At 72.8% G+C, this 15,523-nt stretch carries 11 protein-coding genes; 5 read left to right on the top strand and 6 right to left on the bottom strand.

All coding sequences use genetic code 11. The annotated features are described in order from the left end of the window. Positions 1-148 precede the first annotated feature (148 nt). From ACFWZ5_RS23610 to ACFWZ5_RS23590, 5 genes are all read left to right on the top strand, one after another. A complete protein-coding gene (locus ACFWZ5_RS23610; RefSeq protein WP_384796330.1) occupies positions 149-736 on the top strand; it encodes a pyridoxamine 5'-phosphate oxidase family protein in 588 nt (195 codons plus the stop codon). Positions 737-811: 75 nt separating this feature from the next. Continuing rightward, positions 812-5,845 carry a caspase family protein gene (locus ACFWZ5_RS23605; RefSeq protein ID WP_384796332.1) on the top strand — a complete coding sequence of 1,678 codons (5,034 nt, stop codon included), beginning with the start codon at positions 812-814 and terminating at the stop codon, positions 5,843-5,845. Further along, positions 5,842-6,207, top strand: a complete 366-nt coding sequence (locus ACFWZ5_RS23600) for a hypothetical protein (protein WP_384796334.1) — start codon at positions 5,842-5,844, stop codon at positions 6,205-6,207. Before ACFWZ5_RS23605 ends, ACFWZ5_RS23600 begins: the two co-directional genes overlap by 4 nt. After that, positions 6,204-6,821 carry a hypothetical protein gene (locus tag ACFWZ5_RS23595; RefSeq protein WP_384796336.1) on the top strand — a complete coding sequence of 206 codons (618 nt, stop codon included), beginning with the start codon at positions 6,204-6,206 and terminating at the stop codon, positions 6,819-6,821. Before ACFWZ5_RS23600 ends, ACFWZ5_RS23595 begins: the two co-directional genes overlap by 4 nt. Positions 6,822-6,978: 157 nt before the next feature. Continuing rightward, positions 6,979-7,968 carry a bile acid:sodium symporter family protein gene (locus ACFWZ5_RS23590; protein ID WP_384796349.1) on the top strand — a complete coding sequence of 330 codons (990 nt, stop codon included), beginning with the start codon at positions 6,979-6,981 and terminating at the stop codon, positions 7,966-7,968. A 28-nt stretch (positions 7,969-7,996) separates the two neighbouring features. On the opposite strand, the gene ACFWZ5_RS23585 is transcribed toward ACFWZ5_RS23590, so the two are convergent. The 6 genes from ACFWZ5_RS23585 to ACFWZ5_RS23560 all read right to left on the bottom strand — a co-directional run bounded on the left by ACFWZ5_RS23585 (position 7,997) and on the right by ACFWZ5_RS23560 (position 15,449). Then, positions 7,997-8,548, bottom strand: coding sequence for an arginine repressor (locus tag ACFWZ5_RS23585; RefSeq protein WP_384796338.1), 552 nt, complete (start codon positions 8,546-8,548; stop codon positions 7,997-7,999). Between the two features lie 7 nt (positions 8,549-8,555). Beyond that, complete coding sequence (locus ACFWZ5_RS23580) at positions 8,556-9,767, bottom strand: acetylornithine transaminase (RefSeq protein ID WP_384796340.1); 1,212 nt, start codon at positions 9,765-9,767, stop codon at positions 8,556-8,558. Continuing rightward, on the bottom strand, positions 9,764-10,681 hold the full coding sequence (gene argB, locus ACFWZ5_RS23575) for an acetylglutamate kinase (RefSeq protein ID WP_384796343.1): 918 nt from the start codon (positions 10,679-10,681) through the stop codon (positions 9,764-9,766). Before argB ends, ACFWZ5_RS23580 begins: the two co-directional genes overlap by 4 nt. 63 nt (positions 10,682-10,744) lie before the next feature. After that, positions 10,745-11,896, bottom strand: coding sequence for a bifunctional glutamate N-acetyltransferase/amino-acid acetyltransferase ArgJ (gene argJ, locus ACFWZ5_RS23570; protein WP_384891257.1), 1,152 nt, complete (start codon positions 11,894-11,896; stop codon positions 10,745-10,747). A gap of 52 nt (positions 11,897-11,948) precedes the next feature. Beyond that, positions 11,949-12,977 carry an N-acetyl-gamma-glutamyl-phosphate reductase gene (argC, locus tag ACFWZ5_RS23565; protein WP_384800390.1) on the bottom strand — a complete coding sequence of 343 codons (1,029 nt, stop codon included), beginning with the start codon at positions 12,975-12,977 and terminating at the stop codon, positions 11,949-11,951. 249 nt (positions 12,978-13,226) lie between these two features. Next, entirely contained in the window at positions 13,227-15,449 is a 2,223-nt protein-coding gene (locus ACFWZ5_RS23560) for an NADP-dependent isocitrate dehydrogenase (RefSeq protein WP_384800387.1), read from the bottom strand. Between the last annotated feature and the right edge of the window lie 74 nt (positions 15,450-15,523).

Genomic DNA, 15,523 nt, shown 5'->3' with positions numbered 1-15,523 from the left:
TCGCTCGCTCAGTGCCTCGCGGTCACTGACATGCATGAGTATGCATTGCTCTGCATGATTCGTCAATTAGGCATGCGAAGGTGCGCAGAGATATGCGACAGGCGAACTGTTTAGACAAACGAAGGATCTGGGTCCATAATCCTTAGGCATGGGAAAGACTTATGAACGCATCGACGGCAGGCTCCGCACCTTCATCGAGCAACAGCCCATCTTCTTCACCGCCACGGCCCCGCTCTCCGGCGACGGCACGCTGAACCTCTCCCCCAAGGGCGTCACCGGCTCCTTCGCCGTGCTCGACGAACAGACCGTCGCCTACCTGGACTTCGCGGGCAGCAACGCCGAGACCATCGCGCACCTGCGGGAGAACGGCCGCATCACGCTGATGTGGTGCGCCTTCCAGGGCCCGCCGAACATCGTCCGCGTGCACGGCCGCGGCGAGCCCGTGTTCCGCGACGACCCGCGCTTCCCCGAACTGCTCGCCCGCTTCCCCGACGTCGACCACGCGCAGCACGGCCTGCGCGCGATCATCGTCGTGACCGCGGAGCTCGTCCGTGACACCTGTGGCTACGCGGTGCCGTTCATGACGTACGACCAGGACCGCGACCTGCACGCCAAGCGCTTCGCCCGCGAGGACGACGCCTCGCTCGACGCGTACTTCACGAAGAAGCAGGACATAGCCACTAGCATCGACGGGCTCCCGGGGCTGCCGCTCCCGCTGCCGCCGACGCCCGCCTGAGCCCTCCTGGGCCCGCCGCGACCGGCGCGGTGCCATCATGTTGCCCGGCCGGTCGGGCGGCCGGCGGGAGGGGCCATGGCAGGGGCACGCAGGGCACTGCTCATCGGAGTCGGGCACGTGCCCGACGCGGGCGGGCTCTTCGCGCCGCTCGACGACGCGGTCGACGCCGACCTGCGCCTGATGCACGCGGCGCTGCGGGCGGCCCGGTACGACATCGACACGCTGCACGACGCCGGGCTCAACCAGATCCGCACCCGCGTCCACGAAGCCGCCCGCGACGTCCCCGAACACGGCACCCTGCTGCTGTACTTCAGCGGGCACGGCGTCCGCGTCAACGGCACCGACTACCTGGTGCCCAACGACGCGGTCCCGCCCGCCGACGGCGACTGGCAGGAGCCGTACCTCCACACGCTGGTCCCGGCGAACATCAGCCCCTGGCTCAAGGCGTCCCGGGCGGACACCGTGCTGTGGGCCGTCGACGCCTGCCGCAGCGAACTGCCGAGCAACGAACCGCCGTTCGGCAACAGCGTCGACAACGGCCCGCCCGGCGGCGGCTTCGCCGTCCTCACGGGCTGCTCGGCGGGCGAGCGCAGCGGCCACACCGGCGAGGGCAGCTTCTTCACGCGCGGCCTCGCGGACGCGCTCGGCCCGCTGACGCCCGCGCGCACCGTCGAGGACGTGTTCGCCAAGGCCGCGGCGCGGACGAAGGCGGTGGCGCACCGGCAGGGGCTCCCGCAGCACGCGGACATCCGCTACGGCACCACCTTCGAGGCCCGCACCAGGGCCACGGAGATCTGCGAGGGGCGGCCGCTCCTGGAGGCCTGGCAGGGCGCCGTGCGGGACACGCCGCTGTGGAAGCGCGTCGCGCCCCGCGACGAGGGCGGCGTCGCCCGCTTCCAGGACTCGCTGAGCGCGTTCGTGGAGCGCTGCGCCCACACCCTGCACCTCGCGCAGGAGCGGCTGCCGTTCGAGGACCCGTGGGCCGACGACACCTTCCCCGTACGGCTGTTGTGCGACCGGCTTCCGCAGCTGCTGCCCGACGGGGAACGCCTGTCCGCGGTGGAGGTGGCCACGCTCGTCGCGGCGCCGTTCCTGCGGGAGGCGGCCTGGGCGGAGCGGCTCAGCCAGGCCGCGGAGATCGGCCCCGAGTCCCTGGAGCGGGTGCCGGGCGCCGACGCCCACCGCAGCCACTACGAGCAGATCGGCGAGCAGCACGCGCGCGTGGCGCGGAAGGTCGCCGAGTGCCGGGCGCGCGAGCGGGCGCGGGACGCCGCAGCCCTCGTCATGTGGCTGGTGCACCGGTGGGTCGCCGACCGCCTGGAGACGGACGACGAGGCGACGGCCCACCCGTTCGCGGACGCGCTCGCCGCCGATCTGCTCGGCGGGACCGCGCCCGCGCAGGACCGGGTCGCGGAGCTGTCCGGCCTGCTGCGCGCGGCCGCCGCGGCCATCGGCCTCGACGAGCCGCCCGACGGCGTGGTGGGGCGCGCCCCCGTCAAGGTGCTGCTGCCGGGCGGGTACCAGTCGCTGCGGGTGCGCCCGCTGGCGGCGCTGCTGCGGCTCGCGGGCACGCTCTCCTTGGACGTACGGACCTTCCCGGAGGTCGTCGCCGAGCACCTGGCCGTGTCGGACCCGGTCCTGCCGCAGGAGGTCGTCGCCCTGGTCGCGCACCCCGAGCTGCTCCGCTGGCGGCCCGAGGGCTCCGCGCTGCACCTGGACGTGCCGTGCCCGCACCAGGCGGTGCACGCGGCGCTCGTCGAAGTGGCCGACCAGGCGGACCAGTTGGCGGCGCAGACCGGGGTCCTCGCGAGCGCGCTGCCCGCCCAGGAGGCCGCGCTCCTCGCGGCCGTGCCGACGCGGGTGACCGACCGCGACCTCAGAGCCAGCACGCTCGGCGGCCGCACCGCGTACGAAGTGCCGCTGCTCCGCTTCCACCTGGCGCAGACCGAGGTCCGCGAGCTGCTCATGGGCGAGCAGCTGTACGGCGGCGAGCCGCAGCTCGCCCTGCGCGAGCTCTACCAGAACGCGATGGACGCCTGCCGCTACCGGGCCATGCGCTGGCGCTACCTGGACAGCGCGGGCCCGGCGCCCGCGCCCTGGACCGGGCGGATCTCCCTCACCATGGGCGAGGACGGGCGCGGCCGGTACGTGGAGTGCCGGGACAACGGCGTCGGCATGAGCGCGGAGCAGCTGAAGTACACGTTCACGCGCGCGGGCAGCCGGTTCGAGCAGTCCAAGGCGTTCCGGCGCGAGCAGTCGCGCTGGCTGCGGCACAGCTCCGCGCTGCGCCTCTACCCCAACAGCCGGTTCGGCATCGGCGTGTTCAGCTACTTCATGCTCGCCGACGAGATGACGATCGTGACCCGGCAGGTGAGCCCCGAGGGCATCCCCGCCGCCGAGGCACTGAGCGTGGAGATCCCGAGCAGCGGGAGCCTGTTCCGGATCCAGCGGTACGGGGGCACGGGGGACGCGCTGCCGGAGGGCGGGACGCGAGTGCGGCTCTATCTGCGGCCGGGGGACGTGTCCGCGCGGCTGTCGTGCGTGGGCGCGCTGCGGGAGTTCGTGCGGGTGAGCGAGTTCGACCTCGAAGCGCGGGACCTGACGGGGCCGCCGCAGCGGTGGGAGCGGGGCGTCCTCCAGCGGACGGGCCCCAGCCAGATGGAGCCCCTCGAAGCGGTGCCGGGCACCCTGTGGTGGACCGGCGCCGGAGGCGTGCTGTGCGACGGCATCACCACGGACGTACGGCCCTACGGCTACGTCCTGAACCTGACGGGACCGCACGCAGGCCGACTGAGCGTCACCCGCAAGGAACTCCAGTCCTACGACCGGGACTGGGCGGAGCTGAACTTCCGCAAGGGCGCCCGGATGCTCGCCGAGTGGCCCGGCCTCACGATGGAGTGGCTCTGGGCGCTGGAGCAGCAGAACCTGCCGGTGGCCCGGGTGCTGTGGAGCGAGTGGCGGGGCAAGGGCGTCGTCGCCGCACGCGGGCCGGACGACGACGAGCGGCACCGGCTCGACTCCGAGGGCTGGTTCCACCACGACGCGCACGTCCGGTCGCAGGCGAGCCAGGGGGACGACGCCGCGCACCTGTGGGCGTGGCGGGCCGCCGCGATGCGGCTTCCGAACACCGCCCTCACGGCGCTGTCTCCCAAGAGCCTCGTCGGCCATCCCGTGCCCGAGCCCGGCGACGCCACGCTGCAGGGCACGCACTCCCCTTGGTGGCTCGTGGTCGAACAGGCCGCCACGCTGGGCATGACGGTGGCCGAGGCCCTCCGGCGCAAACGGCAGCTGCGCGTCGCGCACCCCGCCGAGGCTCCGCCCGCCGTGCACGGCGAGTACCACGGGGAAGCCCTCGACCGTGTGCCCGACTCGGTCGACAGGATGCTGGCCCGGATCATCAACGGCACTCCCGCCCCCGGCTCGTCCGACCCCTTCATCAGCGTGGCGGCCACCACCGACGTCAGCCGCAGTGCCGGCAGCCTGGTGCTGGCCTCCCACAGGCTGGGCATCCCCCTGGGCCGCCTGGCCGAGCACCACGGCCGCTGGCTTCCGCTGCACGACGCGCCCCTGTCCCCCGTACCGCCGCATCACGAGGACTACGTGTGTACGCCGCAGGACGTCGACTGCCTCTTCCTCGATGCGACCCCAGGAGTCCACGAGGGGGACCTGGCTCCGGTCACGGGGCCCGCACAGGTGGGCAAGGTCTGCCGACGCACAGGCAGGACACCGGCAGAGGTCGTGGATCTACTGGCCCGCTTCGCCTGGCTCGGCTGGCGGGCACCCGCCGTCGAGACCGTCCAGGCGTGGGTCGACCTGGACCCGGAACTTGTCGATGCCCTCGACCTCTTCGCCACCCCCACTCGGGCGGGTGACCGGATACTGCGATGGGGCGCGACGGTGGTCATGGCCTGGGTGTGGGAGACCGGGCTCGAGGACGCCGAGAGCCGCCTCGCGCGGACGGCGGCCGCAACGGGCCTCTCGTACACGCGCCGGTACGGGCACGGCGGGAGCGGCGGCCGACTCGTGCCGTCCGATGCCACGGAGGTGCTGGTCAGAAGCCTCGCCGGCAGCGGGGCGCACCTGGAGGACGGGGTCGGCCTGGAGGCGCTGGGGCGGGCCGCCACGGACCTCGGCGCCCTGGGCGAGCTCGACGTCCTGGACGACATCACCGGCGCCGTCGCCGAGCTGCGGGCGGCCGGGGTCCGCGTACCGTCCGACATCGAGGTCGTCACCGCGTGGCCGGGCCTGTCGCTGCGCAGCCGCTACGCGCTCTCGGGCAAGGAGGCGGTCAAGGCGTCGCAGGACGCCCCGGCCGACGAGCTCACCACCGCCGGGCTGTTCTTCGCCGCCAGGTGCCTCCACGAGTCCCTCGCCGACGTATGGGCCATCGCACTCCAGGACGCGGACCGCTTCGGCTACACGGTCCCGCCCCTTCCGGAGGCGCTCGCCGGATACCGCCCCGGCACGCACGACGTCGAAGCCCTCACCACGCAGCTGGTCCACGAGTCCGTGCACGACGTGGACCCCCTCGAAGACCGCTCCTTCTCCACCGCCATGTGGACCTCCCTCGCTCCCTGGGCGCTGGCCGAGTACGCCAGAGCGCGGGAGATCGACCCCGCCACGGCCTACGCCGAGCTGTCCGCGCTGCGCCCGCTGGGCGCCCGGGTGCCGGAGCTCTCCCCCGCGGCCGTGGCGGCCCTGCCTCAAAAGCCCCTCCCCGAACGCGACCTGGTCGCGCTCTCGGCCGAGCAGTGGCTGTCGGCCCCCGACCGGACCTTCGGCCCCCTCGACTTGGTGAGCATCGCGGGCCGCCTCGGCGAGCCCCCGTCACGCACGCTGCGGCGCGTCGCGCCCTACCTCCCCCTCCTGCCCGACCACACCCCCCTGCCTCCCCCGCCGGACACCGTCCCCCTCTGGCAGGACCTGACCCTCCTCACCCAGCACCTCGACGGCCGGCTCCCCGCCGTCACCGGCACGGTGACCGCCGCGCACGTCGCCCGCGCCGCCCACGCCACCGGCGAGAGCGAGGGCTGGATCACCGAGCGCCTGCGCCTGTACGCCACGCTCTTCGCCCTCGATCTCGATCTCGACCTGGACGGCGCCCCATGACCCAGCCCCCGGCCCGCTCCCACCTGTTCGACACCGTGTACGCCGACGAGGACCTGGGCGAGGTGGCCGACCCGTTCACGCTCGGCGCGTCGCCGGGCGGGCACACCCTCGTCCAGGGGCACTGCCCCCGCTGCCGGGGCCGGACGGCCACGGAGTACCGGCGCGGCGTACCCGGAACCGGCACGGCGACCGGCACCAAGGGCCCGCGGGAGGACGCCGAACTCCTCGTCCAGGAGCGGCACTTCTGCGAGTGCCGGCACCCGCACCCGGACCTGCCGCCGAACGCCGTCTTCATCGGCTGCGGCGCCAGCTGGTACGTACGGAACCTGGTGCCCGCGGCGGCGAGCGGCGGCACGCCGTGACCCTTCAGTCCGACCGGCGCTGGGCGGAGCTGGCCCGTGAGCTGGAGTTCACCCAGCTCGACGAGTTGCGGGCGCGGGCCGAGGGCTGGCGGAACGGGCTCGGCGGGCTCACCGCGCTGCTCGCCGTCCTGGTGGTCCTCAAGGGCCGCGACGACCTCAACGGCCTTCCCGCGTGGGCCCGGCACACGGCGACGGGTCTCGTCGCCGCCTCCTTCCTGCTGCTGCTCACCGGGTCCGTCCTCGCCGTGCTCGCCGCGCACGGGCGCCCGCGCGAGCGGATCCTGCTCGCCGGTCAGTCCCTGCGCCGCTGGAGCGAGCGCGAGGCGGCCCGGATCCTGCGGCTCCTTCCGGTCGCCCTGGTGTGCTGTCTGCTCGGGGTGGTGTGCGGGGGCGCGGGCATCGGGATCGCCCTGGCCCTGACCGAGGCGCCGCAGGACCGTCTGGTGCGGGTCACCACGACGACGGGCGAGCGGTGCGGCGAGTTCCTCGGGTCGGGGCGGGACGGCGTCGCGTTGCGCGAGGGCGACGGTGGTGGTGGCGGGAAGCGGGTCACGCTGCCCGCCCGCAGTGTCGTGTCGGTGACGCCGGTGGGCGGGTGCGGCGGCGCCAAGTAGTCCGGGCGCCGCCCGCGAGGCACAGAGCCCGGCGCGCGCCCTATGTAGCTGTAGCGACCACATACCGAGACGGGGGTTGCGTGCCCACCGCCCGCGGACGTTGCATCGCCGGGTGCACACCGAACAGACGGCGCCGGGACCCGCGTCCACCGGCGCCATGAACCCCGCGGACCGGGCCGCCCGCCGCGCCGTGACCGTCTTCCCCGTGCTCGTGCTCGCCGCGGGCGCGGTCGGGCTCGCGTTCCCCGGCGGGTTCGCGGACTGGAAGCCGGGCGTGCCGTATCTGCTCGGCGTCGTGATGTTCTGCATGGGGCTCACGATGACGCCGCAGGACTTCAAGGGCGTCGCGCAGCGCCCCTGGGCCGTCGCCCTGGGCCTGGTCGCCCACTACGTCATCATGCCGGGCCTCGGCTGGCTCATCGCCCACGCCCTCGACCTGTCGCCCCAGTTGGCGGCCGGGGTCATCCTCGTCGGCTGCGCCCCGAGCGGCACGGCGTCGAACGTCGTGACCTATCTCGCGCGCGGCGACGTGGCCCTCTCGGTGTCCGTCGCCACCGTCTCCACGGTGCTCGCACCGCTCGTCACGCCACCGCTGACGCTGCTGCTCGCGGGCGAGTACCTGCCGGTCGACGCGGGCTCGATGGTGACGGACATCCTCAAGACGGTGCTGCTCCCGGTCGTCGCGGGCCTGCTGGTACGGCTGTTCCTGGGCCGGTACGTGGACCGGGCGCTCGGCGCGCTGCCGTGGCTGTCGGCCGTGACCATCGCCGTCATCGTCACCGTGGTCGTCGCGGGCAGCGCGGCGGCCATCAAGTCGGCGGCCGCGCTCGTCCTGGTGGCGGTGGTCCTGCACAACGGCCTCGGCCTGGCGCTCGGCTACGGCGCCGGCCGCCTGGCCCGCCTCGGCGCCCCCGCGTCCCGCGCGATGGCCTTCGAGGTCGGCATGCAGAACTCAGGCCTGGCCGCGTCCCTGGCAAGCGCCCACTTCAGCCCCCTGGCGGCCCTCCCCGCAGCGGTGTTCTCGGTCTGGCACAACGTGTCGGGGGCGGCGGTGGCGGCGTGGATGTCCCACCGAGCGGCAGAAGCCGGACCGGCCGCAGGGAATCCAGCCCGTCCGGCGTTTGAGGACGAGGCCGAAGGCCGATGAAGAGGCCCACCCAGGACCACGGGACAACTCACTCGTTGGACGCCAACCGCAGCAAGTGATCGGCCAACGCCTGCCCACCCGTCGCATCCCTGCTGATAAGCATCACCGTGTCGTCGCCCGCGATCGTCCCCAGGATGTCGTGCAGTTCGGCCTGGTCGATCGCGGAGGCGAGGAACTGGGCGGCGCCCGGCGGGGTGCGCAGGACGACCAGGTTCGCCGACGCCTCCGCGGAGATCAGGAGCTCCGCGGAGAGGCGGCGCATCCGCTCCTCCTTCGCCGACTCGCCGAGCGGGGCGCGCGGGGTGCGGAAGCCGCCCTCGCTCGGTACGGCGTAGATGAGGTCGCCCTCGGCGTTGCGGATCTTGACGGCGTTCAGCTCGTCCAGGTCGCGGGAGAGCGTGGCCTGGGTGACCGAGAGGCCGTCGTCGGCGAGGAGCTTGGCCAGCTGGCTCTGGGAGCGCACCGGCTGCCGGTTGAGGATGTCCACGATCCGGCGGTGCCGTGCGGTGCGGGTCTGCGGCACGGCGGGACCGGCGTGCTCCCCTCGCTCCCCTCGCTCGTTGCGCTGCGCGTGGCTCATCGTCGTCTCATTCTCCGGATCGTCCGTCCCCGTTCGCCGCGGCCGCGGCCCGGTCCAGGACGCCGGGCAGGGCCTGGAGGAAGGCGTCCACCTCGGTGTCGCGCACGTTCAGCGGCGGCATGAGCCGTACGACATCGGGGGCGGGCGCGTTGACCAGGAGTCCGGCGTCCTGAGCCGCCCGCTGCACCTGCGCGGCCAGCGGCTCCGTGAGCACCATACCCAGCAGGAGGCCCGCGCCCCTGACATGGGAGACCAGTCGGTGGCCCGCCGACTCGATTCCGGCCCTCAGCTTCTCGCCGGCCCGCTTGGTGTTGTCGAGCAGGCCTTCGGCGGCGATCGTGTCGAGGACCGCGAGCCCGGCGGCGCAGGCGACCGGGTTCCCGCCGAACGTCGTGCCGTGCTGACCCGGCTTCAGCAGGTCGGCGGCCGCGTCGAAGGCGACGGTGGCGCCGAGCGGCAGGCCGCCGCCGATGCCCTTCGCGAGCGTGACGACGTCGGGGAGCACGTCCTCCTCGGCGAGGTGCGCGAACCAGTGGCCGGTACGGCCGATTCCGGTCTGCACCTCGTCGAGGACGAGCAGGGTGCCCGTGGCGCGGGTGATGTCGCGGGCCGCCTTCAGGTACCCGGCGGGCGGTACGACGACGCCGTTCTCGCCCTGGATCGGCTCGATGATCACGAAGGCCGTGTCCTCGGTGACCGCCGCGCGCAGGGCCGCCACGTCGCCGTACGGCACGTGCGTGACGTCGCCGGGCAGCGGCACGAACGGCTGCTGCTTGCCGGGCTGCCCGGTCAGGGCGAGGGCGCCCATGGTGCGGCCGTGGAAGCCGCCGTGGGTCGCGACCATGTGCGAGCGGCCCGTGAGCCGGCCGATCTTGAAGGCGCCCTCGTTGGCCTCCGCGCCCGAGTTGCAGAAGTACACGCGGCCGGCGCGGCCGAAGAGGGCGAGCAGCCGCTCCGCGAGCGTGATGGGCGGCTCGGCCATGAAGAGGTTGGAGACATGGCCGAGGGAGGCGATCTGCCGGGACACGGCCTCGACGACGGCCGGGTGCCCGTGGCCGAGCGCGTTCACCGCGATGCCGCCGACGAAGTCGACGTAGGCGTTGCCGTCGGCGTCCCAGAGCGTGCTGCCCGCGCCGCGCACCAGCGGGATCCGCGGGGTGCCGTAGTTGTCCATGAGCGCGCCCTGCCAGCGCCGGGTCAGCTCGTGGTTGGACGTCATGCCGGGTCTCCCTCGGTCAGCTCGTCGGGCACGACCATCGTGCCGATTCCGTCGTCGGTGAAAATCTCAAGCAGGATCGAGTGCGGGACGCGCCCGTCGATGACGCGGGCCGTCTGGACACCGTTCCGCACCGCGTGCAGACAGCCCCGCATCTTCGGCACCATGCCGCTGGACAGCTCGGGGATGAGCTTCTCCAGTTCGCCCGCGGTCAGCCGGCTGATGACCTCGTCGCTGTGCGGCCAGTCCTCGTACAGGCCCTCGACGTCGGTGAGGACCATCAGCGTCTCGGCACCAAGCGCCGCAGCGAGTGCCGCAGCCGCCGTATCAGCATTGACGTTGTAGACATGGCCCGGGCCACCTTCGTTCTGGGAGCGGGCGATGGAGGAGACCACCGGGATGCGGCCGTCGGCGAGCAGCGCCTCCACGGCGCCGGTGTCGATCCGGGTGACCTCGCCGACCTGGCCGATGTCGACGGGCTCGCCGTCGATGAGCGGGCGGTGCCGGGTCGCGGTGATGGTGTGCGCGTCCTCGCCGGTGAGGCCCACGGCCAGCGGGCCGTGCTCGTTGAGCAGCCCCACGAGTTCGCGCTGCACCTGCCCGGCGAGGACCATGCGGACGACGTCCATCGCCTCGGGCGTGGTGACCCGCAGGCCCGCCTTGAACTCGCTGACCAGGCCCTGCTTGTCGAGCTGCGCGCTGATCTGCGGGCCGCCGCCGTGCACGACGACGGGTCTGAGGCCCGCGTGGTGCAGGAAGACGACGTCCTGGGCGAAGGCGGCCTTCAGCTCGTCGTCGACCATGGCGTTGCCGCCGAACTTGATGACGACGGTTTTGCCGCGGTGCCGGGTCAGCCAGGGCAGCGCCTCGATGAGGATCTCGGCCTTGGGGAGTGCGGTGTGCTTGCGGGTGCTCATGGGGCTTTCCTGGTGGAGACGTGCGTACGGGGAGGAGCACGCACGGGGAGCAGGGCGTACGCGCTACGAGGAGTACGCGCTGTTCTCGTGGACGTAGTCGGCGGTCAGGTCGTTGGCCCAGATGACCGCGGACTCGGCCCCGGCGGCCAGGTCGGCGGTGATCCGCACTTCGCGGTAGCGCATGTCGACGAGGTCGCGGTCCTCGCCGACCGAGCCGTTCCTGCACACCCAGACGTCGTTGATGGCGACGTTCAGGCGGTCGGGCTCGAAGGCCGCGGAGGTGGTGCCGATCGCGGAGAGCACCCGGCCCCAGTTGGGGTCCTCGCCGTGGATGGCGCACTTCAGGAGGTTGTTGCGGGCGATGGAGCGGCCCACCTCGACGGCGTCGTCCTCGGTCGCGGCGCCCACGACCTCGATGCGGATGTCCTTGCTCGCGCCCTCGGCGTCGCCGATGAGCTGCCGGGCGAGGTCGTCGCAGACGGCGCGGACCGCCTCGGCGAACTCCGCCTGGCCGGGCGTGACCCCGGCGGCGCCGGAGGCGAGAAGCAGCACCGTGTCGTTGGTGGACATGCAGCCGTCGGAGTCGACCCGGTCGAACGTGAGCCGGGTGGCCTCGCGCAGGGCCTTGTCGAGGTCGGCGGCGGGCAGGTCGGCGTCGGTGGTGAGGACGACGAGCATGGTGGCGAGGCCGGGCGCGAGCATGCCCGCGCCCTTGGCCATGCCGCCGACGGTCCAGCCGTCGCCCTCGACGACCGCCGTCTTGTGCACGCTGTCCGTCGTCTTGATGGCGATGGCGGCCTTCTCGCCGCCGTGCGCGGACAGGGCGTCCGCGGCCGCGCCGACGCCCGGCAGGAGCTTGTCCATGGGCAGCGTGACGCCGATCAGGCCCGTCGAGGCGACGGCGACTTCGGCCGCGTTCACACCGAGGACCTCCGCCGCCTTCTCGGCGGTGGCGTGGGTGTCCTGGAAGCCCCGCGGGCCCGTGCAGGCGTTGGCGCCGCCCGAGTTCAGGACGACGGCCGCGACCTGTCCGCCCTTGAGGACCTGCTCGGACCACAGGACGGGCGCGGCCTTCACGCGGTTGGAGGTGAAGACCCCGGCGGCGGCGGTGCGGGGTCCGTCGTTGACCACGAGGGCCAGGTCCGGGTTGCCGTTGGCCTTGATCCCGGCGGCGACGCCCGCCGCCCGGAACCCACTGGCTGCCGTGACACTCACTGTCTCTCCTTGTCCGCGTACGGGTCTCTGTACGGGTTGCTGTACCGCTCGCTCAGGGAGCGAGTCCGGTGGTGGGGAGCCCCAGGTCCTCAGGGAGGCCGAGGGCGATGTTCATGCTCTGCACCGCGCCGCCCGCGGTGCCCTTGGTCAGGTTGTCGATCGCGCTGATCACGATCACGCGCCCGGAGGCGGTGTCGTGGGCGACCTGGAGCTGTACGGAGTTGGAGCCGTACACGGACGCCGTGGCGGGCCACTGGCCCTCCGGGAGCAGCCGCACGAACGGCTCGTCGGCGAAGGCCTTCTCGTACGCGGCCCGCACGGACTCCGGGGTGACGCCCGGCTTGGCCTTGGCGCTGCACGTGGCGAGGATGCCGCGCGGCATGGGGGCGAGCGTCGGCGTGAAGGAGACGCTGACGCGGGTGCCCGCGGCGGCGCTCAGGTTCTGGATCATCTCGGGCGTGTGCCGGTGCGTGCCGCCGACGCCGTACGGCGACATGGAGCCCATCACCTCGGAGCCGAGCAGATGCGGCTTGGGCGCCTTGCCCGCGCCCGAGGTGCCGGACGCCGCGACGATCACCGCTTCGTCCTCGACGAGCCCCGCCCCGTACGCCGGGAAGAGGGCGAGGGAGACGGCCGTCGGGTAGCAGCCGGGCACCGCGATGCGCTTGGTGCCCGCCAGGGCGGCGCGGCCGCCCGGCAGTTCGGGCAGGCCGTAGGGCCAGGTCCCGGCGTGCTCGCTGCCGTAGAACCGCTCCCAGTCCGCCGCGTCCTTCAGCCGGAAGTCGGCGCCCATGTCGACGACCAGGACGTCCGGGCCGAGTTGCTCGGCGACGGCGGCGGACTGGCCGTGCGGCAGGGCGAGGAAGACGACGTCGTGCCCGGCGAGGGTCTCGGCGCTGGTCGGTTCGAGGACGCGCTCGGCGAGCGGCGTCAGGTGCGGCTGGAGCGCGCCGAGGGGCTGGCCCGCGTTCGCGTGGGCGGTGAGCGTGCCGATCTCGACCTCGGGGTGGCCGACCAGGATGCGGAGCAGCTCCCCGCCCGCGTACCCGCTCGCCCCCGCCACCGCTGCGCTTACCGTCATGGACTCCTCCTCGTGAATGGCATGAATATACAATCCGCCGCACGTTTATGCAATGCGGATCTCGTGCCGCCCCGGTTGCCATGGAGGCCCCCCTGAGCCGACGAGCTGGGGAAATCGTGGCACCGGGCCGGAGGAACAGCCAGAGTTGGCTGACCGGGGCAGCGCCGCCGCCCCGCGACCGAGACACGACCGCCCCGGTCGGCGGCTGCCGACCGGGGCGGGGGGTGCGCGTGCCCGTGGGGCTCAGCGTCAGGCGAGCGAGGCGATCGCCTTGTTGAGGGTCGCCGACGGGCGCATGACCGCCGCGGCCTTGGTGACGTCCGGCTGGTAGTAGCCGCCGATGTCGGCCGGGGAGCCCTGGACCGCGATCAGCTCGTCGACGATGGCCTGCTCCTGCTCGGTCAGCGTCTTGGCCAGGGCCGCGAACGCCTCCGCGAGCTGCGTGTCGTCCGTCTGCTTGGCCAGCTCCTGCGCCCAGTACAGGGCCAGGTAGAAGTGGCTGCCGCGGTTGTCGATGCCACCGACGCGGCGGGTCGGCGACTTGTCCTCGTTGAGGAAGGTCGCCGTCGCGCGGTCGAGGGTGTCGGCGAGGACCTGGGCGCGGGCGTTGCCCGTGGTGGTGGCCAGGTGCTCGAAGCTGGCCGCGAGCGCGAAGAACTCACCCAGGCTGTCCCAGCGCAGGTAGTTCTCCTTGACGAGCTGCTGGACGTGCTTCGGGGCGGAGCCGCCGGCGCCCGTCTCGAAGAGGCCGCCGCCCGCCATCAGCGGGACGACCGACAGCATCTTGGCGCTGGTGCCCAGCTCCAGGATCGGGAACAGGTCGGTCAGGTAGTCACGCAGGACGTTGCCGGTGACCGAGATGGTGTTCAGGCCCTGGCGGATGCGCTCGACGGAGAGCTTGGTGGCCTCGACCGGGGACAGGATCCTGATGTCCAGGCCCTCGGTGTCGAACTCCGGCAGGTACTGCTCGACCTTCTTGATCAGCTGGGCGTCGTGGGCGCGGCCCTCGTCCAGCCAGAACACGGCCGGGTCGCCGGTGGCGCGGGCGCGCGTGACGGCGAGCTTGACCCAGTCCTTGATCGGGGCGTCCTTGGCCTGGCAGGCGCGGAAGATGTCGCCCTCGGCGACCTCCTGCTCCAGGACCACGTTGCCCTTCTCGTCGACGAGGCGGACGGTGCCCGCGGCCGGGATCTCGAAGGTCTTGTCGTGGCTGCCGTACTCCTCGGCCTTCTGCGCCATGAGGCCGACGTTGGGCACGGAGCCCATGGTCGACGGGTCGAAGGCGCCGTTGGCCCGGCAGTCGTCGATGACGACCTGGTAGACACCGGCGTAGCTGGAGTCCGGCAGGACCGCGAGGGTGTCGGCCTCCTGGCCGTCCGGGCCCCACATGTGGCCGGAGGTGCGGATCATCGCGGGCATCGAGGCGTCGACGATGACGTCGCTCGGGACGTGCAGGTTGGTGATGCCCTTGTCCGAGTCGACCATGGCGAGCTCGGGGCCCTCGGGGAGCTCCGCCTCGAAGGACGCCTTGATCTCCTCGCCCAGGTGCGGCACGCCGTCCAGGCCCTTGAGGATGGTGCCGAGCCCGTCGTTCGGGGACAGACCCGCGGCGACGAGCACCTCGCCGTACTTCGCGAAGGTCTTCGGGAAGAAGGCGCGCACCACGTGACCGAAGATGATCGGGTCGGAGACCTTCATCATCGTGGCCTTGAGGTGGACGGAGAAGAGGACGCCCTCGGCCTTGGCGCGGGCGATCTGCGCGGTCAGGAACTCGCGCAGCGCGGCGACGTGCAGGACGGAGGCGTCCACGACCTCGCCGGCCAGGACCGGCACGGAGTCCTTCAGGACGGTGGTGGTGCCGTCGGCGCCCGCCAGCTCGATGCGGAGCGCGCCCGCCTCGGCGATGGTCACGGACTTCTCCGTGGAGCGGAAGTCGTTCTCGCCCATGGTGGCGACGTTCGTCTTCGACTCGGCGGTCCAGGCGCCCATGCGGTGCGGGTGGGCCTTGGCGTAGTTCTTGACCGACGCGGGGGCGCGGCGGTCGGAGTTGCCCTCGCGCAGGACCGGGTTGACGGCGGAGCCCTTGACCTTGTCGTAGCGGGCGCGGACGTCGCGCTCCTCGTCGGTCTTCGGGTCGTCCGGGTAGTCCGGCAGCGCGTAGCCCTGCCCCTGCAGCTCGGCGATCGCGGCCTTCAGCTGCGGGATGGACGCCGAGATGTTCGGCAGCTTGATGATGTTGGCCCCGGGCGTCTTGGCCAGCTCGCCGAGCTCGGCCAGCGCGTCCTCGATGCGCTGGCTCGGCTCCAGGCGCTCCGGGAAGCTCGCGATGATCCGGCCCGCCAGGGAGATGTCACGGGTCTCGACGCGGACACCGGCCGTCGACGCGTACGCCTGGATCACGGGCAGGAACGAATGCGTCGCGAGGGCGGGGGCCTCGTCAGTGTGCGTATAGATGATGGTCGAGTCAGTCACCGGGTGCTCCGCTCCACGTCTGCAACATTGCTCGACATCAAGATATCTCGTGCGGGCGGTGTCGCTCACAGGGC

Origin of the sequence: Streptomyces sp. NPDC059003 (genome assembly GCF_042740445.1) — a bacterium.
Taxonomy (GTDB): domain Bacteria; phylum Actinomycetota; class Actinomycetes; order Streptomycetales; family Streptomycetaceae; genus Streptomyces.
Note: the sequence above shows the minus strand (reverse complement) of the source record. Positions and strands in the feature narration are given on the sequence as shown.